Here is a 24,904-nt window from a genome sequence, read left to right as displayed (position 1 = left end):
ATATGAGAACACAATTTCCAGATAATTTCTTATGGGGGGGAGCTATATCAGCTTGTCAAGCAGAAGGAGCTTATAATGTAGATGGTAGATCTATGACTATACCGGACGTAACAATGTACAATAAAAAATTAGATAGAAAAATAACTAAACAAGTATCATTTACTAGGGAAGCAATTGAAGTGGCTAAAAAAGATTTAGATGATACTATGTATCCTAAGAGAAGAGGAATAGACTTCTATTATACTTATAAGGAAGATATAGCTTTATTAGCAGAGATGGGCTTTAGTGTATTTAGATTCTCTATAGCTTGGTCGAGAGTATTTCCTAATGGAGATGATACAACTCCTAATGAAAAAGCGTTAGAATATTATGAAAATGTTATAGATGAATGTTTAAAACATAATATGGAGCCTTTAATTACTATATCTCACTTTGATATGCCATTAGTTTTAATGGAGAAATTTGGTGGATGGTATAATAGAAAGCTTATAGATTTATACTTAAACTACTGCGAAACAATATTTACAAGATACAGAGGAAAAGTTAAGTATTGGGTTACATTTAATGAAATAAATATGAGTATTAAGGCTGGTCCGAAAACCTTAGGAATAATTAATGAAGGTTTTGATAACTATGAAGAAGCTTTATTCCAAGGTATACATAACCAATTTGTTGCAGCGGCAAAAGCAACAAAATTAGCTCATGAAATAGATAACAATAATAAGATTGGATGTATGGTTGCTTATTTTACAACATATGCGCATACTTGCAAGCCTGACGATGTTATGAAAATGCTTTATGATGATAGAATGAGAAACCAATTCTATTTAGATGTACAAGCAAAAGGTAAATATCCTTGGTATATGGATAGATATTTTACTGAAAATAATATTAACATAAAAATGGAAGATGGTGATTTAGAAGTTATAAAAGAGAATACTGCAGATTTCATAGGATTTAGTTATTATATGTCTATGATATCAAGTGCAGATGCCACAAATCTTGAAATTACTTCTGGAAATGTTATGAATGTATTAAAGAATCCTTATTTAGAAGGTAGTGAATGGGGATGGCAAATAGACCCTGTAGGATTAAGATATACATTAAATACAGTTTATGATAGATATGAAAAACCTATGTTTATATTAGAAAATGGTATTGGATTATTAGATAAATTAAATGAAGATGGAACTATTAATGACGAAGGAAGAGTTGACTATCATAGAAGACACTTTGAAGCAATGAAGGAAGCTATAAAAGATGGAGTAGATTTAATTGGATATACTATGTGGGGACCGATTGATATAATAAGCTCAGGTACATCAGAAATGTCAAAAAGATATGGATTTATCTATGTAGATCAAGATGACTTTGGAAATGGATCAAAGAAAAGATACAAGAAAGATTCATTCTATTGGTATAAAAATGTTATAAAAACTAACGGAGAAGATTTAGGGGATGTTAAGTAATTAATTTAAAAGAATTTGGGGTTTTTATTGAAATAAGCTCTTAAAGGCATTAAATAAAGCCTTTAAGAGCTTATTATTATAAGTATTTAATTTTTATGATGATAAGGTATTAGTTAAAACTATTCAATTGAATCCGTAATATCTTTAGTAAGGCTTTCAAGGATAGAATGAGAATTAACATTCCATTCATCAATAGAATTTATGTTATCTGAAATATATTTATAAGTATATTCAATTGCATCATTTATTTCGGCTATATTATAATCATAAACTATATCAATTTTATCAATAGATATTAATGTTTTAGCTACTTGTAACTGTATGGCTTCATCAATTATATTAAAGTCATCGTTAAAAGCATTTATTAATATTTCTTTTTGCTTATTTATATATTTAGATTCTGTATAATTTAATTTAAGAAAAGATAAGAATTTTTCAAAGTCACCAACATTATTAAGTGGTTCTAGGGCAAAAAGTATTCTAAAAAATAAATTCCAACTAAATTCAGTATTCAGAACACCTTCAAAATATTTACCTAAAGTTTTTGAAAATGAGTTATTATAAACTGGTTTTCTTTCAAAATTCAAATCAGAATCAAAGTCAATGTCTTCATCAGAAATTTGATTTAATCTATTAAGAGCATTTATTAAAATTTCTGTAGATTCAGAATCAGACTTGTTGTCATCTGCAAAAAAAGTATATCTTACAATAGTTTCACAAGAATCTTTAAAGTCAATAATCATATTAATAGAATCTTTCATTTTTCTAGAGAATAAATCATAAATAAGTTTAGAAACTATTTCTTCTAAATGCTTCTTTCTAGAACTAGAGTCTTTATTCTTTTTAGATTCAACGTGATTTAGCACTGTTAACAGTTGCTTATCTATCATAGTCAAACTATTCTTTATTGAATTCATGAGATCCTTTAAAAATTGATCTTCTATAATATAGTGAGAATTTTTATATATTATTTGATGTTCAATTTCACCCCAAAACATATTAACTAATGATTTTATTTGTAGTTCGAATGGAATGGTAATATCATTGTAAATATATTTACCATCAAGTCTATATATTGTAAAACCATTCTTTTGCTTTTGAGGTTGTTTCCCTGAAAGTTTAAGAAGTATATTTGTATATTTTTCATTAAAAAAGTAATCTTCATTATATTTTCTGTTAAAATATTTTTTTAGGAAACGATATATATTTTTTTCATCATCACCAAATTTACACTCTATTCTAATTCCAATTAAATCACTTAAGTTATATATAAGCTGGTTTGCATCAGGAAACTTTTTGTAATAACGGTTTCTAAGTATTTTTTCTTTTAAGCTTTTGCTAGATTTAACTCTACAGCTTATATTAGTAAAGTCACAGGCACTATTACTTAATATATCTGAAAATGCTTCCTCTAGAGGAATGCAGCATTCCTCCAAGAAATCTGATTTATCATTTAACTCGTTAATAGCTATATCTAAATATTCAAATTCTTTTATGCTCAAGTTTGCACCTCAATTTCTTATGTATTTTTTTATAACAATTCTACAGCACTTGAAAGTACTTTACCGATATTATCTCTTATAACAAGATTAGCTTTTTTATCAGCAGTAGTTTCGCTTTTATTTATTAAGATTAGATTATTTCCACGGAAATAATTAATAAGTCCAGCAGCTGGATAAACAACAAGTGATGTACCCCCAATAATTAATGTATCTGCATTAGCAATTGCACTAACAGCACCCCGAATTACATTATCATCTAATCCTTCTTCGTAAAGAACAACATCAGGCTTTACAGAGCCACCACATTTAGTACAAGTAGGAACTCCCATAGACTCTAAAATGAAGTTTTCATCATAAAATTCATGACATTTTACACAGTAATTTCTACAGATTGAACCATGAAGTTCAAAAACATTTTTTGAGCCAGCAGTTTGATGAAGACCATCAATATTTTGAGTTACGATTGCCTTTAGTTTACCTATTTTTTCTAATTTAGCTAAAGCTATATGTCCAGGATTAGGTTTTGCATTAGGATAAATTAGTTTCGCTTTATAAAAGTTAAAGAATTCTTCAGGATATCTCATATAAAAGGAGTGAGATACTAATTGTTCAGGGGTAAAGGTTAAATTAAGTTTTTCATTAAATAAGCCATTTGAACTTCTAAAGTCAGGAATTCCACTCTCTGTTGGCATCCCAGCTCCTCCAAAGAATACTATGTTATTACTATTTTTTAATATAGTTGATAATTCTTCAATTTTATTATTCATTAAATCATCTCCATGAAATCTTATATATTTTTATTATTACACAAATAAAGAGAAAAATAAAATATATGTATTGAATTATAGCCTATGCTACACTTATTATCAGGTGGAAAGCATGCATAAGGAATATATATATGAAAATGAACTTTATGATGCTGCAATATTATTGTAGCTCACCCTATGGGGTAATGGTAGTCATTAAGGCTTAAAATAAATATTCTAAAAATATTTTACTTACATTCATCTTTAAAAAAGTGATAAAATAATAATACAACGAGTAGTTTTAACAACGTAAGTCCAGTTGTTAGAGCTGCTTTTTTTATTTTTAATATGATTATTAGCTGCTTTAGTCGAAGGTTATAAAGTTTTTTAATACGCTAAAAGCAAGTAAATGTTAAGAAGGGAGAAGATTAAATGTTTAAAGTTAATGATTATATAATGTATGGAACTACAGGTGTTTGTAAAATAATAGAGATAAAAAAGGAAAAGTTTTTAGGTAGACAAGAGATGGAATACTATATATTAGAACCAGTTTATTTTAAAAATACAGTAATTAAAATACCGGTTGATAATACTACTATTAAGATGAGAGAAGTACTGTCTAAAGAGGATATAGAAGAATTGATAAATGTTATTCCAAACATCGAGACAGAGTGGATTAATGATGATAAAACTAGAAGTGAGCATTTTAAGACTATGTTAAAAAGTGGTGATTGTGAGGATTTAATTGCTTTGATAAGAACTATATATTTAAATAAAAAAGATAGAAAATCACTAGGTAAGAAATTATATAAAGTTGATGATGAAATAATGCAAGCGGCAGAAAAGTTGCTAAATGAAGAGGTTGCATTTGTATTAGGCATTGATTCTAAAGCGGTTCCTAAGTATATATCAAGTCATATTAAGGAACAGAATATATAGGTGGTAAATATTTGTTTAGATTAAAGTTATAAAGTGTGGTATAATAGAATTACAGCAAGTAGTTTTAATAACTTCGTTAAGGTTGTTAAAACTATTTTTTTTATTTTTAAAATTGCCACAATTAAAATCCAAATTAAGGATGGAGGTGTTTTGATGTTTAAAATCAATGAACACATAATGTATGGAAATGTAGGAGTTTGTCAGGTAGTAGATATAACTAATGAGAAGTTTGCAAATAATATGCAAAGGGAGTGTTATGTTCTAGATCCTATTTATTCTAAGAATACAGTAATAAAAATTCCTGTAGATAATGAAAGAATTGCAATGAGAAAGATTCTTTCAAAAGAAGAAATAACTTCATTAATTAATGACATAAATAATAGAGAAGTTTTATGTATAGAAGATGATAAAAAGAGAAATGAACAGTTTAAGTCTATGCTTAAAACAGGAAAGTGTGAAGAGTTAATTACAATAATAAGAAGTATAGATTTAGATAGGCAAAATAAACAGGCTATAGGTAAAAAGTTAAGTAAAGGTGATGATGAAATAATTCAAATAGCAGAGAAACTATTAAGTGAAGAATTTTCTGTTATCTATGATATATCACCAGAAGAAGTTACTGATTATATAAAAGAAAATATAGTTTAATATATAGGATTATCATAAAAACATAAGAAAATAGAACAATTATATTTACAAAATAGAAAAAAGCTATAAGTAATTTTATAGCTTTTTTTCTATATGATTAATTACCATTTATAACAACTTCAAGGTTACCTGTATAAGGATCTATAATGAGACCGTGAATATTTATATCTTTAGGGATTAGCGGGTGATTTTTTATTAAAGACACACTTTCCCTTATAGAATCTTCTACAGATTCAAATCCATGTAACCATTTATTAATTTCGATTCCACAATTATTTATTGTTGATATTGTATTAGTAGATATCCCTCTCTCTACCATTTTATTTATAAGGCTATCAGTATCTAGGTTGCTCATTCCACAACCATGATGCCCAATAACCATTATATCTTTTGCATCAAATTCGTAAACAGCAACAATTATACTTCTAATAATGCTTCCAAAGGGATGCATAACTGTAGCACCTGCATTTTTTATTATTTTGGCATCACCATTTTTTATATTTAGTGCTTTAGGTAATAACTCTGTTAATCTTGTATCCATACATGATAAAATAACCATTTTTTTATTAGGATTTTTTGTTGATTCAAACTCTTTATAATCTTCATTAGCTACGAACTTCTTGTTGTATAATAAGATTTCATCTAATCTACTTAAATTATTAAAACTCATAAGAAACACCTCAAATATATTTGAATATTGAAATATATTATATACTAGTTAGCAATTTAATTCTATATTATTAATATTTAAGTTTTGTTAATTTTTTAGAATAATAAATAAAGATAATTAATATTATAGTAAATAAACGGAGAGACTTTATTATATAAATAATATGTATTATATTCAGTATATATTAAGCAATTGTATGGGAGGGGAAATTAAATGAAAAATAATGAAAAAATATTATTAGGAACTGCTTGCTTTTTAGGGGGAGTAGTAGCTGGATTTTTGATTGCGCCTATTAAAAAAGGTGTTTATTGTGGAAACAATAATGGGAATTGTGTTGTAGCGAAGGAAGACTTAGAAGAAATTATAGACCAAAATTTAGATAATGAAGAATTAGTTCAAGAAGCTAAGGAAGAGTAAATTATAAAAGGCAAGTCATTATTTTGACTTGCCTTCTATAATTTTAAGCAGTAACTTCATCTGAAGTATCATATTTAGCTAATAATTTTTTTATTGTTCTATGATAATATAGTGTTAAAGGTACAGATGCAGCTATCCAAGCTATTGGATCTGCCAAGCATATACCAAAGAATCCCCAAAATGCTGGAAGTGTAAATGCCACTAAAGCTCTAGCTCCAAGTTCTGCAACACCAGCCATCATAGGAACAAAACTTTCTCCTATACCTTGTAGGGCGTTTCTAAATATAAATATTAATCCTAAAGGTATAAAGAATATTCCAGATACAGTAAGAACTTGTTTTGAGTAAGCTATGATTTGAGCATCTGGATTTTCTATAAATAATTTAACAAATTGAGTACCAAAAGCTATAAGTACAAACCCTGAAATTATGCTAGTTATTATAGAAATCTTAACAGCTTTATTAACACCATCTTTTATACGGTCATATCTTTTTGCACCAAGATTTTGTCCACAATAAGTTGCCATTGTTACACCATAAGTAACTGCTGGTTGCATTACTAGTTGTAGTGCTTTTGATGAAGCAGTATATGCTGCTATAACAGTTGATCCTAAAACATTTAATGCACCTTGAACTGTAATTAAACCTAATGCAGTTATTGAAAATTGTAATGCCATAGGAATACCAATTTTTAAATGTTTGATATACATACTCTTTTTAACGTTGTAATCTTTTCTTGATAATTTTAAAATTGCATATTTCTTTAAGATGTATATGAAGCAAAGTATAGCAGATACACCTTGAGAGATAATAGTTGCATATGCAGCACCAGCTACTCCCATCTTAAAGTTTATTATAAACACTAAGTCTAATACTATGTTTAGTATAGAAGAAATTATTAAGAAGTACAATGGAGATTTACTATCACCAAGAGCTCTTAATATACTTGCCATCATATTATAAGCAACTGTAGTTACTATACCAGCAAATATTATTGCCACATAGATATATGCATCATTAAAAATATTATCAGGAGTATTCATTAAATGAAGCAATGGTTTAGCTGCTATTAAGCTAGTTGTAGTTAATATTACAACTAATGCTGCACATAATACCACTGAGCTTGAAACGGCTTTACGTAATCCCTTTTCATCATTAGCTCCAAAACGTTGAGATACCATAACGGAAAAACCACTAGTTAAACCTAATGCAAATCCATTTATTAAAAATACTAATGAACCAGTAGATCCAACAGCAGCTAATGCATCAACACCAACAAATCTACCAACTATTATCGTATCCACCATGCTATAAAACTGCTGGAATACATTTCCTATTAATAAAGGTATAGAGAAAAGCAAAATATGCTTTACTGGACTACCTTGAGTCATATCTTTAGTCATCTTTAAACCTCCCCAAATAATTAAATTAATTTATTTCACAATTACATAGAATACCATCTTTCTATCCTTTAAACAAGAAGAAAAAAACAATTTTCACAAAATGAAAATATTATGATATTATGAGTAAAATAGATGGTAATATAAGTTAAGAAAAGTAAGGTGATGAGATGAAGAAGACAATTGGTATATTAGCCCATGTTGATGCTGGAAAAACAACATTTTCTGAGCAAGTGTTATATCATACAAAGTCGATAAGAAACAGAGGAAGAGTAGATCATAAAAATTCATTTTTGGATAGCCATAATATTGAAAAAGAAAGAGGAATAACAATATTTTCTGATGGAGCAGTTTTTGAATTTAAAGATAATACTTATTATTTAGTTGATACTCCAGGTCATATTGATTTCTCTACAGAAATGGAGCGTTCTATAGGGGTAATGGACTATGCTATAGTTTTAATAAGTGCAGTAGAGGGAGTACAAGGACACACAGAAACAGTATGGCAATTATTAAGAAAATATAATGTTCCTACCTTTATTTTTATAAATAAGCTTGATAGAGTAAATGCAGATAAAGATAAGGTTATTAATGAGATAAAAAGAGTTTTGTCAAAAGATATATTTTACATAGAAGAAAACATAAAAGAAGAAGAGTTAAGTCAAGAACTTATAGAGTTTATAAGTGAGTATGATGAAACTTTATTAGAAAGATATTTCGAAGGTGACTATGATAAGCAAAGTTGGATTAATACTTTTAAAACTTTAGTAAAAGAAAATAAGGTATTTCCTTGTTTTGGAGGGTCAGCTTTGCAAGATGAGGGAATTATAGAGCTTTTAAACAATCTAGACTATATAACATTTACTGAATACGATGAAAAGTCAAAGTTTGCAGCAATAGTATATAAAATACGTCATGAAGCTAATGGTAATAGGGTAACTTTTATAAAAGCTTTAGAAGGTACATTAAAAGTTAGACATGAAATAACGTACAGGGGAGATATTAGTGAAAAGATAAGTTCTATAAGAATATATAATGGTAATAAATTTAAAACTGTTGATGAGGTTAAAGCTGGAGATATTTTTGCTGTAACTGGTTTATCAAGAGCTAATGCAGGAGAAGGTCTAGGAGAATTAAATAAAAATATAAAATATAACATGATTCCAACGTTGATGTCTAAAGTAATATTTGATCCGATATACAACATTAAAGATGTTTTGGGATATTTTAAACTGTTAGATGCAGAGGATCCAGCTTTAAATGTAGTATGGAATGAAAGTTTACAAGAGATTCATGTTCATATTATGGGGAAAATTCAATTAGAGATATTAAAAGAAGTAGTAAAAGATAGATTTAATTTAGATATTGACTTTGGGCCATGTAAGATATTATATAAAGAAACTATAAGAAATTCTGTAAAAGGTTATGGGCATTTTGAGCCTTTAAAGCATTATGCAGAAGTACATTTAAAGTTGGAAGCATTAGAAAGAAATTCAGGAATAGAATTTAAAAATAAATGTCATGCAGATAACCTGACCACCGGACATATGAATTTAATAAGAACACATATTTTTGAAAGAGAGCATCATGGAGTTTTAACAGGTTCATCATTAACTGATGTAAGGGTTACTTTATTAACAGGTAGGGCTCATAATAAACACACTGAAGGTGGAGATTTTAGAGAGGCAACATTTAGAGCTTTAAGGCAAGGATTAGAAAAAGCGGATAATGTATTATTAGAACCATATTATAAGTTTAAGATAGATGTTCAACTTGATTATATGGGAAGAGTTTTATCGGATATACAAAAATTAAGTGGAACATTTAATCCACCAGAAATTAATGAAGATAGGGTAACGGTAATAGGAAGAGGTCCAGTTAAGACTTTTATGGACTACAGCTCAGAGGTTATAGCTTTTTCTAAAGGAAAGGGAAGTATAAATTTAATTTTTGATGGATACGATGAGTGTCATAATACTGAAGAGGTTATTGAAGAGATTGGATATAGAAGAGATGCTGATATAGAATATAGTTCAAGTTCAATTTTTTGCTCAAAAGGACAAGGATATGTTGTGCCTTGGGATAAAGCAGAGGAAGAGATGCATTGTGAAATAATTTAAAATATAAATACCTTTGGAAGATGATTTTTTACATAGTATAGCTAGTATTTTCATCTTATCCAAAGGTAATTTTTATTTTTAAGAATATTAAAATTTTCATTTGATAGAATATTATTTCTAATATCTGCTAAAGAAATTTTAATATTTTTTATAATCTTTATGCTCTTTTTCTTCACGTTTCTTTTCTTTAATCCTATCATTAATTGCCCAAATTAAAAGTCCAATAGATCCTATAATAATAGCTAAATAGAAAAATATAATTAGAGTAGCAATAATCATATTATAATTACCTCTACTTAATTACAACTGCAGTTCCGTATGCAACCATTTCAGCAGCACCAGCAGCTACAGCAGAAGACATAAGTCTCATACCTATTATAGCATTAGCACCCATAGCTTCAGCTTCATCAACCATTCTACCAATAGCTATTTGTCTTGCTTCTATAAGCATGTCATTGTAACCTGTCATTTCACCACCAACAAGATTTTTGAAGCTTGCAGTTATATCCCTTCCTATATTTTTACATCTAATAGTACTTCCTTTTACTAATCCTTTTAGTTCTACAATTTCTTTTCCTGGAACTGTATCAGTAGTTAATATAATCATAAATAAATCCTCCTAAAATTTTCTATGTACTTATAATAGCATGAGTTAAAAGAGAATGCAATAAGAGTTATTAAAAAACGTATAAAAAGATTTAAAAAAATATATAGCATCGTAGAAAATTAATAAAATTAAAATAAAGGGAATCTTTTAAAAGAAAAATACAAATATTACTTTTAGAAAGAAAATATTTAAGGAGGATAATTATGTTTGGAATACCAACTATTGAATGGGTAGGGTATGCGGCATCAATTTGTATAGCAATATCTTTATTGATGACTGATATGTTTAAGTTGAGAATTATAAACTCCATAGGATGTATCTTATTTGTAATATATGGTTTTAGTATAAAGGCTTATCCTGTTGGAGGAATAAACTTATTTATATTTTTTGTTAATATATATTTTATTATTAAGATGAGAAGAGATAAACAAAACTAAAAGGGTTATGAAAAGCTTGATCTTTTCATAACCCTTATTATATTTTACAATTCTAGTTTTTCTTTTATAGTTCTAACAACACCATTATCATCATTTGACTTCGCCATAAATCTAGCAACTTTCTTTAAGTCAGAGTGAGCATTTTCCATAGCATAGCTATGATAAGCACTTTGCATCATTTCAAGGTCGTTTAAATAATCACCAAAAACCATAGTTTCTTCATGCTTAATATTTAATAACTTTTGTAGTTTGCTTATTGCTAGTCCTTTGTTTACGCCTTTAGCCATCATATCAAGCCAAATTTCACCGGCAACTGCAATTTGAACTTTATCATTATAATCAGTAAAGTATTTATAACTATTATTTTCAGAACCATTGAAGTCACAGATAGTTACTTTTAATATATCATCATGAACTTTTGAAAGGTCATCTACAATTTTAACTTTTGCATAGTATTTATTGACTTGTTCCATAAATCTTTTATCAGTATTATCTATATAAGCCGCTTTTTTTCCACAAAGAATAACATAAGCATTTTCGATAGTATGTCCAATTTTTATAAGTTCTAAAGCAATTCTTCTATCTAAAGAGTTAAGAAGAATTTCCTTACCTTTATGCATAACAAAAGTACCATTTTCTGCGATAAACATCATGTTATCTTTAATATCTTCAAATCTGTCAACAAGATTATAATATTGTCTTCCAGATGCAGCAGCAAAAATAATATCCTTTTCTTTAAGTTTTTCAAAAACTTCATAAAACTCAGGATTGATTTTATTATTTGAATCTAATAGTGTTCCATCCATATCTGTTGCAATTAATTTTATCATTTAAAATCCTCCGAGAATATCTAATATAATTTATTAAACTTTATTGTTTGATTACAGTTTATATTGTTTTTTATTGTTTTACAAGATGAATTTTCGAAACAAATATAAATTATTTTGGAAAAATAGTAAAATATAATTTATAAGTATATAATTATAAAAGTACAAGGTATAAGTACATAGGAAGGGATAATTTATGAAAAGAGAAATAAATGTAATAGATTTAAAGTTTAATGAGGAATTAATGAAAATTGATAAGCCAAGAAAAATAGTTATTCACCATACTCATAATCCTAACTTAACTGTAGAATCTACTCATAAGTTACATATAGAGAGATTTAAGTGGGCGGGTATTGGATATAATTATTTTATTGAAAAAAGTGGTGATATATTTCAAGGTAGGGGTATGTATGTAGGCGCACATGCTAAAAATCATAATAGGGACTCAATAGGAATAGCTTTAGCGGGGAATTTTGATGAAGATTTACCTACTGAAGAACAAATCGAAAGCTTAGTAGATATTTGTTTAGAATTTATGATTAATTATGATATTGAACCTATTAGAGTGATAGGACATAGAGAAATTGAAGGTGTAGAGAAGACGTGTCCAGGATTATTATTTGATATGGATAAGTTTAGAGAATTATTAATTGAAAGATTAGATAAAATTAAATAAAAGTATGCTTATTCGAAAATAGAATAAATAGATTTAGTATTAAAGATAGGAATTTTCCTATCTTTTTTTGTGTGCATAATAGAATAAAAGATTACTAAAAATAAGATGATGAGAGAGGTGATAAATAAAATGAAAGTAATACAATCAACTTGTAATTATTGTTCTATTGCATGTAATTTAGATTTTCATGTGGAAGATAATCATATTGTAAAGGTAGTACCTACAGCAGGATATCCTGTTAATAATGGATTTTGTTGTATTAAGGGATTAAATCTAGATAAACAAAATACAAAGTACAATAATCCAGTATTACCGCTAATAAGAGACGAAGAAGGAAACATGAATCAAATATCATGGAATGAGGCTTGCAAGTATTTTGCAAAGAGAATAAAAGAAATACAAGAGCAATATGGCAAAGAGAGTGTAGCATTTATAAGTACCGGTCAGCTTGCAACAGAAGAAATGGCTCTTATAGGACATATAGGAAGAAATTATCTAGGTGGAAATGGTGATGGTAATACAAGGCTTTGTATGGCTACATCAGTTGTAGCTTATAAACAAAGTTTTGGATTTGATGCTCCGCCATACACACTTCATGATTTAGAAGTATCTGATGTAATTATATTTATTGGAGCAAATCCAGTAGTTGCCCATCCAATACTTTGGGGAAGAGTCAAAAATAATCCAGGAGCAAAGATAATAACTATTGATCCTAGACGTTCAGAAACAGCATGTAATTCAGATATATGGATAGATATAAGACCTAAGACAGATTTATATTTATTATATACTTTAGCAAATGTATTAATCGAAAAAGGATGGATTGATAAAGAGTTTATAGAAAATCACACAGAAGATTTTGATGGTTTCAAAGAACATGTTAAAAAGTACACTTTAGACAATGTGGAAGAGAAAACAGGAATATCTAAAGGAAGAGTTCTAGAGCTTGCTGAGATAATACATAATGGTAAGAAAGTATCCTTCTGGTGGACTATGGGAGTAAATCAAAGTTATCAAGCTGTAAGAACAGCCCAAGGAATAATCAATCTAGCACTTATTACAGGAAATATAGGAAGAGAAGGAACAGGAGCTAATTCTATAACAGGCCAATGCAATGCTATGGGATCAAGAGTATATAGTAATACTACTGGGCTTTATGGTGGTGGTGATTATGATAATGAAACAAGAAGAAAAGCTGTTGCTAAGGCTTTAAATATAGGTGAAGAAATGCTGCCTAAAAAGCCAACAATACCTTATAATGTTATAATTCAAAAGGTTATAGAAGGAGAAATAAAGGCTTTATGGGTAGTTGCTACGAATCCAAGATCATCATGGATCAATAATGAAGAATTTAGAAAAGCAGCAGAGAAAATAGATTTCTTAGTAGTTCAAGATATGTATGGTGAAACAGATACAACTAAATATTGTCATTTATTATTGCCATCTACTGGAGGACTTAAGAAAAAAGGTGTTCTTATAAATACAGAGAGAAGATTATCTACTATAAATCCAGTACTTGAAAAGAATGAAGATGAACTCACTGATTATGACATATTCTTGAAAATAGGTGAGGCTCTTGGTATGGGAAGTCTTTTAGATAAATGGAGAACTCCAGAGATAGCATTTGAGACATTGAAGGAATGTAGCAGGGGTATGCCTTGTGATATTACAGGAGTTACTTATGATATGATTACTAACTCAAAGGGAGTACAATGGCCATTTAGAGCTGGTGAAAAGTTAGAATGTAATGAAAGAAGATTATTTGAAGATAAAAAGTTTTATACTCCAAGTGGAAAAGCAAAGCTTATATATGAAGATGTAGCAGAGTGGCCAATAAAATTATCTGAAGAATATCCTTATGTATTAAATACAGGAAGAGGAACAGTAGGGCAATGGCATACTCAAACTAGAACTAGGGAAATACCTGCTGTTACCGCTATAGTACCAGAACATGCCTATATAAATATAAATCCAGAACTTGCAGAAGAGTTAAATATTAAAGAAAATGATAAAGTTAGAGTAAATTCTGCAAATGGTGTAAGCAAAGAATTTATAGCTAAACTTTCTAGAACAGTTAAAAAGGGAGAAATATATGCACCTATGCATTATATTGAAGCTAATGCATTATTACCATCTTTTTTTGATACATATTCAAAGGAACCTTCTTATAAGTTAGTTCCAGTTAATATAGAGAAAGTAAGTTAGGTGATTAATTATGAAGAGAATTAAAATAGATAGGAAAAAATGTATTGGATGTTTGACTTGTACGACAGCTTGCATAGTATCCCATGGTTCAGAAGATACAAGAAGTAGAATTGCTATAAATAGTGAAGGAAGATATTCACCAATATTTTGTAGACATTGTGATAGACCAGAATGTGTTTATACATGTATGACAGGAGCAATGAGAAGAGATAATGAAAGTGGTCTTGTTTTATACGATAAGTCAAGATGTGCAAGTTGCTTTATGTGCATAATGGCGTGTCCTTATGGTGTATTAAAAATGGATCATTTGAATAATAGGGAAGTAATGAAATGTGATATGTGTAGGGAAACAGAAAGTGGATACCCTCAATGTGTAGCAAAATGTCCTATGGCGGCAATAACACTAGAGGAGGTAGATGAGATATGAGATATGTGGTTGTTGGGGCATCAGCAGCAGGAATAAGTGGAGCAAAAACTTTAAGAGAGCTAGATAAGGCAGCTGAAATAATATTAATTTCAAAAGATGATTATGTATATTCTAGGTGTATTCTTCATCATTACTTAGATGGAAGAAGAACTATAGAAGATTTAGATTTTACCCCAAGAAAGTTCTTTGATTTATATAATATAGAATGGATGAAAGGAACTGAAGTTATAGGCATAGATCCTAAGGAACATAAATTAAAATTAGATAATGGTGAAGAGTTAAGCTATGATAAGGTGTTATTAGCTACAGGATCATCCTCATTTATACCACCAGTACCAGGATTAAGGGAAGGGAATAATGTTGTAGGGTTAAGAAATTTAGATGATGCCATTAAAATTAAAGAGGTAGCAGAAAAATGCAAAAATGTAGTTATACTAGGGGCTGGTCTTGTAGGTGTTGATGCGTTAGCTGGTCTTGTAGATTATGATGTTAAGTTAACTATGGTTGAAATGGGAGATAGAATATTACCACTTCAATTAGATAGTTATGCAGCTAAGGTTTATCAAGATATGCTTACAGATAAAGGTGTGGATTTAAAGCTTGGAGTAAGAGCTGAAAAACTAGTTTTAGACCAAAGTAATAACCCAGTAGAATTACTTTTAAATACAGGAGATAAAATACCTTGTGATTTAGTTATAGCTTGTACCGGAGTAAGATCAAATATTGGATTTTTAAAAGATAGTGGAATAGATACAGATAAATTTGGACTTATAATAAATGAAAAAGGTGAAACTGATACTAAGGACGTTTATGGTGCTGGTGATATTACAGGAAGAAATCCTATATGGCCAACAGCAGTAAAGGAAGGAATAATAGCAGCTAATAATATGTATGGCAAAGAATTATACATGACAGATTTCTTTGGTAGTAAAAATACAATGAATTTTTTAGGGTTAGCAACTATGTCTTTAGGGGTTGTAGTTAAACCAGATGATTCATATCAAGAAGAAGTAGATTTTGATGGTAAGGATTATAAAAAAGTTATATATAAGGATGGAAAGATTTACGGTGCTATAATCCAAGGGGATTTATCTTATGCAGGTGTTTTAACTCAGCTTATAAAAGAAAAAATAGATGTATCAAAAGTAAAGAAACCATTGTTTGATATAGATTATGCAGATTTTTTTAATATAAAAGAAAATCTTGAATATACTTATTAAAGTTTGCTAAAGCAAAAGAGAAATATTTGACTTTGATAAAGAGAAATATGTCCTTCTGATAAGGCAATATACATCAAAAGTGTAGAGAAATGTGCCTACGGCAGATACAAGATTTATGCCGCAGGCATTTATTTATTCTGGCGTAAGCCAATATTTATCTATGTCGTATACATACATTTTTCTTTTGCATAAGCAAAATATTTCTCTGTAGCTTTAGCTACATATTTATCTTCAGCTTGCTGAACATTTCTCTTGCTAAAGGTAAGACTACATATATTCACAAACAAATAGTTTGACAATCAAATAAAAATACTGTATTTTAATTAAAAGGAGGATGAGATGGATAGGATATATGAATTAGCTAAGGGATTAGGAAAGTTATATGATAAAAGAGTTAATGGCTTTTTTATAGGAAAAGCAGTTTTGAATATTTATTATGATTATGAAGAAAAGATGGCTTCTATAAAAAGCGAAGTTACAAAAGATGGACAACTATATAAACGATGTTCGGCTTATATAGTTGATAATGATAAGAAATGCATAAGTTGTGATATTACATTAATAAGGCCAAGGAATAATAGTAAATTAAAAGACGACTACATCTCTATAGAGGATAAAAAGCAGTTATTAGCAAAGGTAAGTTATAAAGAGGTGGAAGAGTTCATTAATATTACTGGTGATAAGAATACACTACATGACAAAGGACATTTAATAGTACCAGGTATGATTTTGTTAAATTATATAGATAACTATTTAAAGGATAGGAAAATAGAATTTTCAAAGTTAGAAATTAGATTTTTAAGACCGGTATATGTAAATGAAGAAATTTCTATCAATATAGATAGAGATACTATATCAATAATTTCTATAAATAAAATAGTTATAAAAGGAGTATTTAAATAAATGATTAATGTAGCACAGAAAAATAAAGTTAGAGATATAACTGCTATTGGATTAATGGTTGCTCTTTTATGCATATCATCATATATAGCTTTTCCCCTACCATTTACGCCAATAATGTTAACATCACAAACTATAATAATTAATTTAATAGCTATTACAATGAATACTAAGAATGGGGTATTATCAATAATTGTATTTTATCTTATTGGAGCAATTGGATTGCCAGTATTTTCAGGGGGAAGGTCTGGTGTTGGAACTTTAGTAGGACCTAGTGGCGGTTATTTCTTAGGGTTTTTATTAACAGTACTCGTTATTACTTTAATAAAAGGAAAGAATTTAAATTTAAAAAAATCAATAATATTAACTGTATTTGTAGGTATGACCATGATATACATTTGTGGAGCTGCTTGGATGGGATATTATAATGGATTATCATTTATGGAAAATCTAAAAGTTTCTATATTGCCATTTATTCCAGGGGATCTTATTAAATGTGTTTTAGCATCATTTATAGGTGTAAGGATTAATAAGATTTATGGAGTTGGTAATGAGTAATGTTTATATTTTGGGAGGATTAAGAAGTCCTATAGGTATAACCAATGGTATATTTAAAAATATTTTAATTGAAGATTTAGCTTCTAAGGTAATAAAAGATGTTATAGATAAATTTAAATTAAAATATATTGAAGAAATAGTTTTGGGGAATTCTGTAGGTGGAGGAGGGAATATAGCTAGATTATGTTCTTTAAATGCTGATTTAAATATTCCTTCCTACACAATAGACATGCAATGTGCTTCATCATTAGAAAGTATAGCTATTGGATATAGTAAGATTGCAGCTGGATTAAAGGATTTAATATTAGTAGGTGGGGTAGAAAGTACATCTATGGAACCTACAAGAAGTTATGCCAAAAATCATCCTAAATATTCAAAGAATAATAAAGAATATAAAGTAGCTAAATTTTCACCAGAAAATTATGATGAACTTGTAATGATAAAAGGTGCTGAAAGAGTTGCAGAGAAGTATGAATTTACTAAAGAGGAGCTAGATAAGTACGCTATTGAAAGTCATAAAAAGGCTATGAAGGCTAGGGACAGTAAAGTTCTTAGTGATATAATTGCACCTATAAATGGAATAATCAATGATGAAGGAATAAGAGATAATATTAATGAAAGATTATTAAGTAAAGTTAAGCCTATATTAGGAAAAGGAAATAAAATAACTGCAGGTAACTCTTGCTTAACTCATGACGGTGTTGCTATTTTAGTTTTATGTTCAGAAAAATATTTAAAAGATAATAATATTAAAGGTAGCTTTAGAATAGTAGATTTTGAAGAATCAGCAGGAAATCCAGATTATAGTCCAGAAGCAGCTTTATACTCAATAAATGTGCTATTGAAAAGTAATAATCTTACAAGTGATGATATTAGTTATTTTGAGGTTAATGAAGCTTTTGCAGTTATAAGTGCATTAATAAATAAAAAATATAATATTAATGAAAGGCTAAATATATTTGGTGGTGCTTTAGCATACGGACATACTTATGGAGCTTCTGGGGGAATAATAACTTTACATTTATTAAAAGCATTGGAAGTAGTAAAAGGGAAATATGGAATAGCATCTATAGCTTCAGCCGGTGGATTAGGAGTATCTATGTTAATAGAGAGGATTTAGGATTATGACTTTTTATAATTTAGTTAGAAAAGTAGTCAGAAATAATAAAGGAAAAGTATTTCTTATTTGTGATGAAAAAAGTACACCTATGAAATGCTGTTAAAAGATATTAATAATATAAAAGATAAGCTTATAGATAGGAAGATTAGAAATAGAAAAATAGGAATAGTGAATAGTGATATTTATTTACAGATAGTATATTTTATAGGTATATTAGAATCTAAAAATATTCCTATTTTAATTAATATAGAGATTCCTAGAGATACTATTGAATTAATTAAGGAGAAATATAATCTTAGCATTCTAAAAGATGATTTAGGGATGTTCTCAAAAAAGATAGATAATTTTGAATTTGATGGATTTGGAGTTTTATCTTCGGGAACTACTGGCTTACCAAAGATTATTTTTAGAAGTGAGGAAAGTTGGATTAAATGTTTTGATTATCAAAGCGAAATATTTAATTTAAATAAGAATTCTATAGGCTTTATTCATGGTTCTTTAAATTTTTCTGCAAATCTAAATTATTTAATTCACTTTATTTATTTAGGTGCTACAGTAATAAGTAGCGAAAAGAAGATGATAAAAAGCTGGATTGATATAATTGAAAAAGAAAAAGTAAATTCAATCTTTTTAGTTCCTAGCAAATACAAAATTATGTTAAGAAGAGATAATAGAGTTTTAAGTGATGTTAAAAGTGTTGTAAGTGCAGGAGAAAAACTAGACATTTCTATTATAAAAGATATGAGAAATATGTTTTGTAATGGAAAGATAGTTGAATATTATGGTTGTAGTGAAACAAGTTTTATATCTTATAACATTTTTAAAGATGAATTTAACTATACTAAAGGAATTCTATTTCCAAAAGTTATTGTTAAAAATGAAGGACATGATTTATATGTAAACAGTCCTTATTTAGCATACGGATATAGGGCTTATTATAAGGTTAGTGATAAAGGGTATATTTATGATCATAAGCTTATTTTAATTGGAAGATATGATAATGTTATTAATAGAAGTGGAGTAAAGATTAGTCTTAAAAATATAGAAAATGAATTAAGTAAGTTAAGCTATTTAGATCAATATGTAGTATTTTCTAAGAAAGATGTTATCCATGGAGAAGAAGTATATGCTGCATTAGTTCTAAGAGAGAAGAATGTTGATAAGGGTAAAATAATAAAAGACTTAAGGAGAAATTTGATTAAGTACGAGGTGCCTAAGATAATAATATTAGATAATATTCAATTAAACGTTAATGGTAAAATAGATATAATTAACTTGAAGAATATATAGGAGGAGAACATTAAGTAAGTTCTTCTCCTAATTTTTTTAAGAAATAATTAATTTCATCTTTATTTGAGTTATAATAAATTTTATTATCAACTTTATTTAATTTAACAAGTCCACATAAAACTAAAGAGTTCATATGATAAGATATAGTAGCAGTGGTAAGAGAAAGCTTTTCAGCAATCTGTTGACCATACATAGGACCATTATTAAGCATTTTTAATATTTCATATTTACTTTTATCTCCTAAAGCCTTTAATTTATCTTGTAATAATTCAGATTCATTTTTTTTGCCATTAGTTAAGGCTATTAGTTCCTTAAATTTATATCCGAAATAGCAATTATATCTACCAGGTATAGCGCTAATTTTTCCTTCATTATACGTAATATCTATAGATTTAAAGTTAATCATAGATGGATATATATTTAAAATAGAATCATTATCAAGTTTAAAACCAAATAATGAAGTTAAATAGTCTGGATTTTCTTTAAAGGTAGTATTTAATTCCTTAATAAAGATCTCTTTATCTTTATCCAAAATGGAAAATGTATTTTTAAATATTTCTAAAGAATCAGTTATTATAGATATCAATTCTAGTAAGTGTTTTCTGCTATCTTCTAATAATACAGTTAAATTCCATTTTATTTCTGGAGATAGATTTTTACTATTTGATATTAGAAACTTTAAAAGTGACTCTTTTGAATTAATAGACTTTAAAGAGTTTGAATCAAAAATATCTTCTAAGAATGAAATTATATCTCTTATTAAATTACTTTCTAATTCACTAGTTGGCAAAGATAATATTCTTTTTTTCACAGATTGCAGATCTTCTAAATCTAAATTAACTAAAAATATATTAGCTAAAAAGTTATTTGTTTTAGAATCACTATCTTTTATATCTTTAAAATAAAATTGAATTTTATCCATAGGTATTTTATTTTGTTTTTTAAATTTATCAATAAACTTATGAAAGTTTTTTAAATTATTCTTTTTGTATTTATCTTTATCTAAGCTTTCTTTATCAAGAGTTTTATTAAATGATTCTATTTCTTCATCTTCATTAGCTAAGTAATAAAATGTTTTGAATAATTCATAGATAGGATTTATATCTTTTTTAATAATATAATTCATTAAAATTATCTCTCCTCTACAGTAAAAGTTAGTTTATATGTCACTTAATCCTTTATTAAATCTTTGAAGTATAAATAAAATTATTGTGCCTATTCCAAAGATTAAAAATAAGGTAGATGTATTCAAAAATATACAAAGGCTAGCTACTAAAAGTGAGCCAATAGGAGTAGCAGCCATTACTAATGCATTAAATACTCCAGCTACTCTTCCTAAGAATTCTTCTTTTATACATTCCATAAAAGCAACATTTATAAGTGTCATAAGTACTCCAGCTGTGAGCCCAAATAGAATACAAAGTAAAGCTAATAGTATATATGTGATAGAAATATTTGCTGAAATCTTAAGAAGTGGGAATGAAAAATAACAGATACCAAAAAGTATTCCACAAGATACAAAAACATTTATACCTTTAAATTTTTCTTTTAGCTTTGGAAAAATTAAACTACCTAAAATCATACCTATAGTAAGTGTAAAATTTGCTACTCCAACAGCGTTAGGACCAAGCTTCAATTCATCGCCAATAAAAGCAATGTTTAAAGTATTAAAAGGAAGAAGTAAAACTCCAAAGAAGGCCCCGAAGAGACAAATCGATAATATAACTTTAGTTTTAGTCATATAATTGAATCCATCTTTTAAGTCGTGGAAATACCCTTTTAATTCTAGAGGTTGCTTTTGTAGTTTTTCATTTCTATATTTTACAAGCAACATAAACACTCCACATAGATAAAAGCTAAGGGCATTAATAATCATGCCACCACTAATTCCTATTAAACCAATTATTCCTGATGCTATAGCTAAACCAACTAACTCAACAACTCTTGATAGAGTGGAACTTAAAGACATTCCGTAAGAGAAAAGCTCCTTATCTAATATAAGAGGAAGTGTTGATACAGATGCAGGTGATTGAAAAGCTTCAAAAGTTGAATTTATAAATGTAAATATAAATAAATGATAAGTCCTAAGAGTACCGCTTAAAAACATCAAAGCAGTAATAGTAACAACAACAGCACGACCCAAATTACATATAAAAAGCACATTTTTTTTCTTTTTATAACTTATAATAACGCCGGCAATAGGTTGAAATAAAATCGTAGGAATGGCATTTATACCGAAAAGTAAAGCCATAAGTGAAGTTTTACCTGTTACCTCATATACCATCCATCCATAAGCAATTGTATCAATAGAATCCCCAAACCTTGATATTAATTGCCCTAACAAATAAAATAAGTAGTTTTTTTCTTTAATTATTGAACCATATCCAAGTTTCTTTCCTTTTTCTTCTACAAACATATGCAAGCCCCCTTTTGATATTATGGAAAATTAATATAGTTAAATATTAACATTATATTAGATAGATATCAATATATATTAGATAAATATCTAATTTATAATTTTTTTATATCTAACATAAAGTTAATATGTATTTAGTAATAGACGCATATGATAGAAGTGAGATATTAATTATAGGTACATATTTTAAGAAAAAATTTATTGAAGTGAGGGGAAAGAGAATGGGGAAGTTAAATTATAAAAAGACGTTTTTACTTGGCTTTGGTTTCTTTGCTACTAGTATAACCTGGTCGGTATATAATGCATTTATGCCTAAGTTATTAAGTAACTTTATTACAAGCTCAGCTATTATAGGATTTATTATGACCTTTGATAATTATTTTGCATTATTTATTCAACCAGCAGTTGGAATGTATAGTGATGGAATTAAGACGAGGTTTGGAAGAAGAATGCCTTTTTTAATGGTTGGGATGCCTTTAGCTGTACTATTTATATTTTTAATTCCAAATTACAAAGGATTAGCAACTCTGGTTGCAGCATTACTTTTAATGAACCTTTCAATGAGTTTATTTAGATCACCAGTTATTGCACTTATGCCAGATATAACTCCAGAAGAAGAGAGAAGTAAGGCAAATAGCATAATTAATTTTATGGGGGGAATAGGTTCTCTTATAGCGTTTTTTATAGGGTCAATTCTTTGGAACCTAAGTCCTAAATATCCATTTTACCTTGCTGGAGCTTTAGTATTATTATCTTTTATAATACTATTTACTTGTATTAAGGAAAAAAGGGATGTAATAAATTATGAGCAAGCAGAAAAGAAGATTAATTTTAAAGAAGGTTTTAAAGTAGCTTTTAAAAATCCAAGCACTAAGTTTTTACTTATGGCCATAAGTGCTTGGTTTATGGGGTATAACGGAATAGAGACTTTTTTTACTAGGTATGGAGAAATGTATCTTGGAATAGATGTAAGTGCAGCTGCTTTTAGTTTTACATTTATATCTTTAAGCTTTCTAGTCTTTGCGATTCCAGCAGGGATGATTGGTACTAAGCTAGGAAAGAAGAAAACTATAACTATTGGATTAATTGGAGCAATGGCTGTATTTTTTATTTTAATTTTTATAAAAAATATTTTAATTATAAGAGTATTCTTTGTAGCTTTAGGAATATTTTGGGCAATGATTAATATAAATTCATATCCATTTGTAGCTCAGATGTCACCCATTGGGTACTTGGGAACATTTACAGGAATGTATTATTTATTTTCATCAATAGCTAATATAGTATCACCACCGTTACTTGGAGTTGTATTTGACCTAATAGGCTTTAAGTGGATGTTTGCATATGGGCTATTCTTTATGATAATAGCATTTTTATTTATAAGAAAAGTAGAGTAGTTTGTTGGATCAAAAGAGAAGTATTGTCTAGGGATAGGAGAAATGTTCGACTACGTTAAAGAGAAATATTTGGTATTAGCTACAGAGAAATATATGCCTTTGGCATATATTTCTCTGCCAAAGGCATATTTATTTTCACGAAGTGAATATTTCTCTGGAGAAGCAATAATTCTCTTTAGCAAAGCTGAATATTTATCTTGGAGCAACCACTGCTTCATAGTTTCTTTGTGCTTGGTCCCAGTTTACAGTATTCCACCAAGCATCTATATAATCTCCACGTTTATTTTGGTATTTTAGATAATAAGCATGTTCCCATAAGTCTATTCCTATTATAGGTATTAAGCCTTGAGTTATAGGAGTATCTTGATTAGCAGTACTAATAATTGATAAATTACCTTCTTTATCTGAAACTAGCCAAGCCCACCCTGAGCCAAATCTATTTATGGCAGCTATTTTAAATCTAGTTTTAAAATCATCAAAAGATCCAAAGGTTTTACTTATTACTTTTGAGATATCACCCATAGGGACGCCTGGTTGTTCAGGAGCCATTATAGACCAGAAAAATTCATGGTTATAAACTCCTCCAGCGTTATTTATAATTGTTTGTTTAACATCGCTAGGAAGGGAATCCACATTGGTTAATAGTCCCTCTAATCCTTTTGAATATAATTCAGGATATTTTGATATCGCATTATTTAAATTATCTACATAGGCTTTTTGATGTTTGTCATGATGTAGAATCATAGTTTCCTTATCGATATATGGTTCTAAAGCATCATAATCATATGGTAATGGATTAAGAGTAAATTTGTTATTCTCTAATTCTTCACCATAACAGATAGATGATGTTAAGCTAAAGAAGGTTAAAAATAGACATAAAAATGTAAAAAGTTTTTTCATTTGTATCACCTCTA

27 protein-coding genes are annotated in these 24,904 nt (G+C 28.3%); 15 read left to right on the top strand and 12 right to left on the bottom strand.

Going from position 1 to position 24,904, the window contains the following annotated elements; translation table 11 throughout:
* Window positions 1–2 precede the first annotated feature (2 nt).
* Entirely contained in the window at window positions 3–1,469 is a 1,467-nt protein-coding gene (locus H8S20_RS11035) for a glycoside hydrolase family 1 protein (RefSeq protein WP_186860140.1), read from the top strand.
* A 119-nt stretch (window positions 1,470–1,588) separates the two neighbouring features.
* On the opposite strand, the gene H8S20_RS11030 is transcribed toward H8S20_RS11035, so the two are convergent.
* Together H8S20_RS11030 and H8S20_RS11025 are read right to left on the bottom strand one after the other, a co-directional pair.
* Entirely contained in the window at window positions 1,589–2,971 is a 1,383-nt protein-coding gene (locus H8S20_RS11030) for a GTP pyrophosphokinase (RefSeq protein ID WP_186860139.1), read from the bottom strand.
* Between the two features lie 29 nt (window positions 2,972–3,000).
* On the bottom strand, window positions 3,001–3,738 hold the full coding sequence (locus tag H8S20_RS11025; protein WP_186860138.1) for an NAD-dependent protein deacylase: 738 nt from the start codon (window positions 3,736–3,738) through the stop codon (window positions 3,001–3,003).
* Window positions 3,739–4,149: 411 nt separating this feature from the next.
* Between H8S20_RS11025 and H8S20_RS11020 the strand changes: the two genes are divergently transcribed.
* Together H8S20_RS11020 and H8S20_RS11015 are read left to right on the top strand one after the other, a co-directional pair.
* A complete protein-coding gene (locus H8S20_RS11020; RefSeq protein ID WP_186860137.1) occupies window positions 4,150–4,656 on the top strand; it encodes a CarD family transcriptional regulator in 507 nt (168 codons plus the stop codon).
* 153 nt (window positions 4,657–4,809) lie between these two features.
* Complete coding sequence (locus H8S20_RS11015) at window positions 4,810–5,304, top strand: CarD family transcriptional regulator (protein WP_186860136.1); 495 nt, start codon at window positions 4,810–4,812, stop codon at window positions 5,302–5,304.
* A 97-nt stretch (window positions 5,305–5,401) separates the two neighbouring features.
* On the opposite strand, the gene H8S20_RS11010 is transcribed toward H8S20_RS11015, so the two are convergent.
* Window positions 5,402–5,974: a beta-class carbonic anhydrase gene (locus H8S20_RS11010; protein ID WP_186860135.1), complete on the bottom strand. Its 573-nt coding sequence runs from the start codon at window positions 5,972–5,974 to the stop codon at window positions 5,402–5,404.
* Between the two features lie 213 nt (window positions 5,975–6,187).
* Between H8S20_RS11010 and H8S20_RS11005 the strand changes: the two genes are divergently transcribed.
* On the top strand, window positions 6,188–6,391 hold the full coding sequence (locus tag H8S20_RS11005) for a hypothetical protein (protein ID WP_186860134.1): 204 nt from the start codon (window positions 6,188–6,190) through the stop codon (window positions 6,389–6,391).
* A gap of 43 nt (window positions 6,392–6,434) precedes the next feature.
* Here H8S20_RS11005 and H8S20_RS11000 read toward each other — a convergent pair whose 3' ends face one another.
* Window positions 6,435–7,793, bottom strand: coding sequence for an MATE family efflux transporter (locus H8S20_RS11000; protein WP_032117907.1), 1,359 nt, complete (start codon window positions 7,791–7,793; stop codon window positions 6,435–6,437).
* 167 nt (window positions 7,794–7,960) lie between these two features.
* On the opposite strand from H8S20_RS11000, the gene H8S20_RS10995 reads away from it, so the two are divergent.
* Window positions 7,961–9,910, top strand: a complete 1,950-nt coding sequence (locus tag H8S20_RS10995) for a GTP-binding protein (RefSeq protein ID WP_186860133.1) — start codon at window positions 7,961–7,963, stop codon at window positions 9,908–9,910.
* A 138-nt stretch (window positions 9,911–10,048) separates the two neighbouring features.
* On the opposite strand, the gene H8S20_RS10990 is transcribed toward H8S20_RS10995, so the two are convergent.
* Window positions 10,049–10,189, bottom strand: coding sequence for a hypothetical protein (locus H8S20_RS10990; protein WP_141395439.1), 141 nt, complete (start codon window positions 10,187–10,189; stop codon window positions 10,049–10,051).
* Window positions 10,190–10,202: 13 nt separating this feature from the next.
* Window positions 10,203–10,517: a YbjQ family protein gene (locus H8S20_RS10985; RefSeq protein WP_032117909.1), complete on the bottom strand. Its 315-nt coding sequence runs from the start codon at window positions 10,515–10,517 to the stop codon at window positions 10,203–10,205.
* A gap of 203 nt (window positions 10,518–10,720) precedes the next feature.
* Between H8S20_RS10985 and H8S20_RS10980 the strand changes: the two genes are divergently transcribed.
* Entirely contained in the window at window positions 10,721–10,954 is a 234-nt protein-coding gene (locus H8S20_RS10980; protein WP_032117910.1) for a YgjV family protein, read from the top strand.
* Window positions 10,955–10,998: 44 nt separating this feature from the next.
* Here the strand turns inward: H8S20_RS10980 and H8S20_RS10975 are convergent, their stop codons facing one another.
* Window positions 10,999–11,784 carry a Cof-type HAD-IIB family hydrolase gene (locus H8S20_RS10975; RefSeq protein WP_186860132.1) on the bottom strand — a complete coding sequence of 262 codons (786 nt, stop codon included), beginning with the start codon at window positions 11,782–11,784 and terminating at the stop codon, window positions 10,999–11,001.
* A gap of 193 nt (window positions 11,785–11,977) precedes the next feature.
* Between H8S20_RS10975 and H8S20_RS10970 the strand changes: the two genes are divergently transcribed.
* The 4 genes from H8S20_RS10970 to H8S20_RS10955 all read left to right on the top strand — a co-directional run bounded on the left by H8S20_RS10970 (window position 11,978) and on the right by H8S20_RS10955 (window position 16,309).
* A complete protein-coding gene (locus tag H8S20_RS10970; RefSeq protein WP_186860131.1) occupies window positions 11,978–12,457 on the top strand; it encodes a peptidoglycan recognition protein family protein in 480 nt (159 codons plus the stop codon).
* A 129-nt stretch (window positions 12,458–12,586) separates the two neighbouring features.
* Window positions 12,587–14,662, top strand: coding sequence for a molybdopterin oxidoreductase family protein (locus tag H8S20_RS10965; RefSeq protein ID WP_186860130.1), 2,076 nt, complete (start codon window positions 12,587–12,589; stop codon window positions 14,660–14,662).
* A gap of 10 nt (window positions 14,663–14,672) precedes the next feature.
* Window positions 14,673–15,089 carry a 4Fe-4S dicluster domain-containing protein gene (locus H8S20_RS10960; protein ID WP_032117914.1) on the top strand — a complete coding sequence of 139 codons (417 nt, stop codon included), beginning with the start codon at window positions 14,673–14,675 and terminating at the stop codon, window positions 15,087–15,089.
* On the top strand, window positions 15,086–16,309 hold the full coding sequence (locus H8S20_RS10955; protein ID WP_032117915.1) for an NAD(P)/FAD-dependent oxidoreductase: 1,224 nt from the start codon (window positions 15,086–15,088) through the stop codon (window positions 16,307–16,309). Before H8S20_RS10960 ends, H8S20_RS10955 begins: the two co-directional genes overlap by 4 nt.
* A gap of 158 nt (window positions 16,310–16,467) precedes the next feature.
* Here the strand turns inward: H8S20_RS10955 and H8S20_RS20700 are convergent, their stop codons facing one another.
* Window positions 16,468–16,590 (bottom strand): hypothetical protein, encoded by a 123-nt coding sequence (locus H8S20_RS20700; protein ID WP_279288179.1) that lies wholly within the window; start codon window positions 16,588–16,590, stop codon window positions 16,468–16,470.
* 58 nt (window positions 16,591–16,648) lie between these two features.
* Here H8S20_RS20700 and H8S20_RS10950 point away from each other — a divergent pair, with 58 nt between their 5' ends.
* The 4 genes from H8S20_RS10950 (at window position 16,649) to H8S20_RS10935 (ending at window position 20,177) form a co-directional block, all read left to right on the top strand.
* A complete protein-coding gene (locus H8S20_RS10950; protein WP_186860129.1) occupies window positions 16,649–17,212 on the top strand; it encodes a hotdog family protein in 564 nt (187 codons plus the stop codon).
* Complete coding sequence (locus H8S20_RS10945) at window positions 17,213–17,767, top strand: biotin transporter BioY (RefSeq protein ID WP_032117917.1); 555 nt, start codon at window positions 17,213–17,215, stop codon at window positions 17,765–17,767.
* Entirely contained in the window at window positions 17,760–18,887 is a 1,128-nt protein-coding gene (locus H8S20_RS10940; RefSeq protein ID WP_186860128.1) for an acetyl-CoA C-acyltransferase, read from the top strand. The genes H8S20_RS10945 and H8S20_RS10940 overlap by 8 nt, the downstream gene beginning before the upstream one ends.
* 93 nt (window positions 18,888–18,980) lie before the next feature.
* Window positions 18,981–20,177, top strand: a complete 1,197-nt coding sequence (locus H8S20_RS10935; RefSeq protein ID WP_186860127.1) for an AMP-binding protein — start codon at window positions 18,981–18,983, stop codon at window positions 20,175–20,177.
* A 10-nt stretch (window positions 20,178–20,187) separates the two neighbouring features.
* Here H8S20_RS10935 and H8S20_RS10930 read toward each other — a convergent pair whose 3' ends face one another.
* Complete coding sequence (locus tag H8S20_RS10930) at window positions 20,188–21,303, bottom strand: winged helix-turn-helix domain-containing protein (RefSeq protein ID WP_032117919.1); 1,116 nt, start codon at window positions 21,301–21,303, stop codon at window positions 20,188–20,190.
* Between the two features lie 33 nt (window positions 21,304–21,336).
* Window positions 21,337–22,593, bottom strand: a complete 1,257-nt coding sequence (locus H8S20_RS10925) for an MFS transporter (protein WP_186860126.1) — start codon at window positions 22,591–22,593, stop codon at window positions 21,337–21,339.
* Between the two features lie 221 nt (window positions 22,594–22,814).
* Between H8S20_RS10925 and H8S20_RS10920 the strand changes: the two genes are divergently transcribed.
* A complete protein-coding gene (locus H8S20_RS10920) occupies window positions 22,815–23,990 on the top strand; it encodes an MFS transporter (protein WP_186860125.1) in 1,176 nt (391 codons plus the stop codon).
* Between the two features lie 50 nt (window positions 23,991–24,040).
* Here H8S20_RS10920 and H8S20_RS10915 read toward each other — a convergent pair whose 3' ends face one another.
* Together H8S20_RS10915 and H8S20_RS10910 are read right to left on the bottom strand one after the other, a co-directional pair.
* Window positions 24,041–24,208, bottom strand: a complete 168-nt coding sequence (locus H8S20_RS10915; RefSeq protein WP_186860124.1) for a hypothetical protein — start codon at window positions 24,206–24,208, stop codon at window positions 24,041–24,043.
* Window positions 24,183–24,890 carry a superoxide dismutase gene (locus H8S20_RS10910; protein WP_186860123.1) on the bottom strand — a complete coding sequence of 236 codons (708 nt, stop codon included), beginning with the start codon at window positions 24,888–24,890 and terminating at the stop codon, window positions 24,183–24,185. The genes H8S20_RS10915 and H8S20_RS10910 overlap by 26 nt, the downstream gene beginning before the upstream one ends.
* Between the last annotated feature and the right edge of the window lie 14 nt (window positions 24,891–24,904).

The sequence above is a fragment of the Clostridium hominis genome, assembly GCF_014287825.1.
Lineage (GTDB): Bacteria > Bacillota > Clostridia > Clostridiales > Clostridiaceae > Clostridium > Clostridium hominis.
Note: the sequence above shows the minus strand (reverse complement) of the source record. Positions and strands in the feature narration are given on the sequence as shown.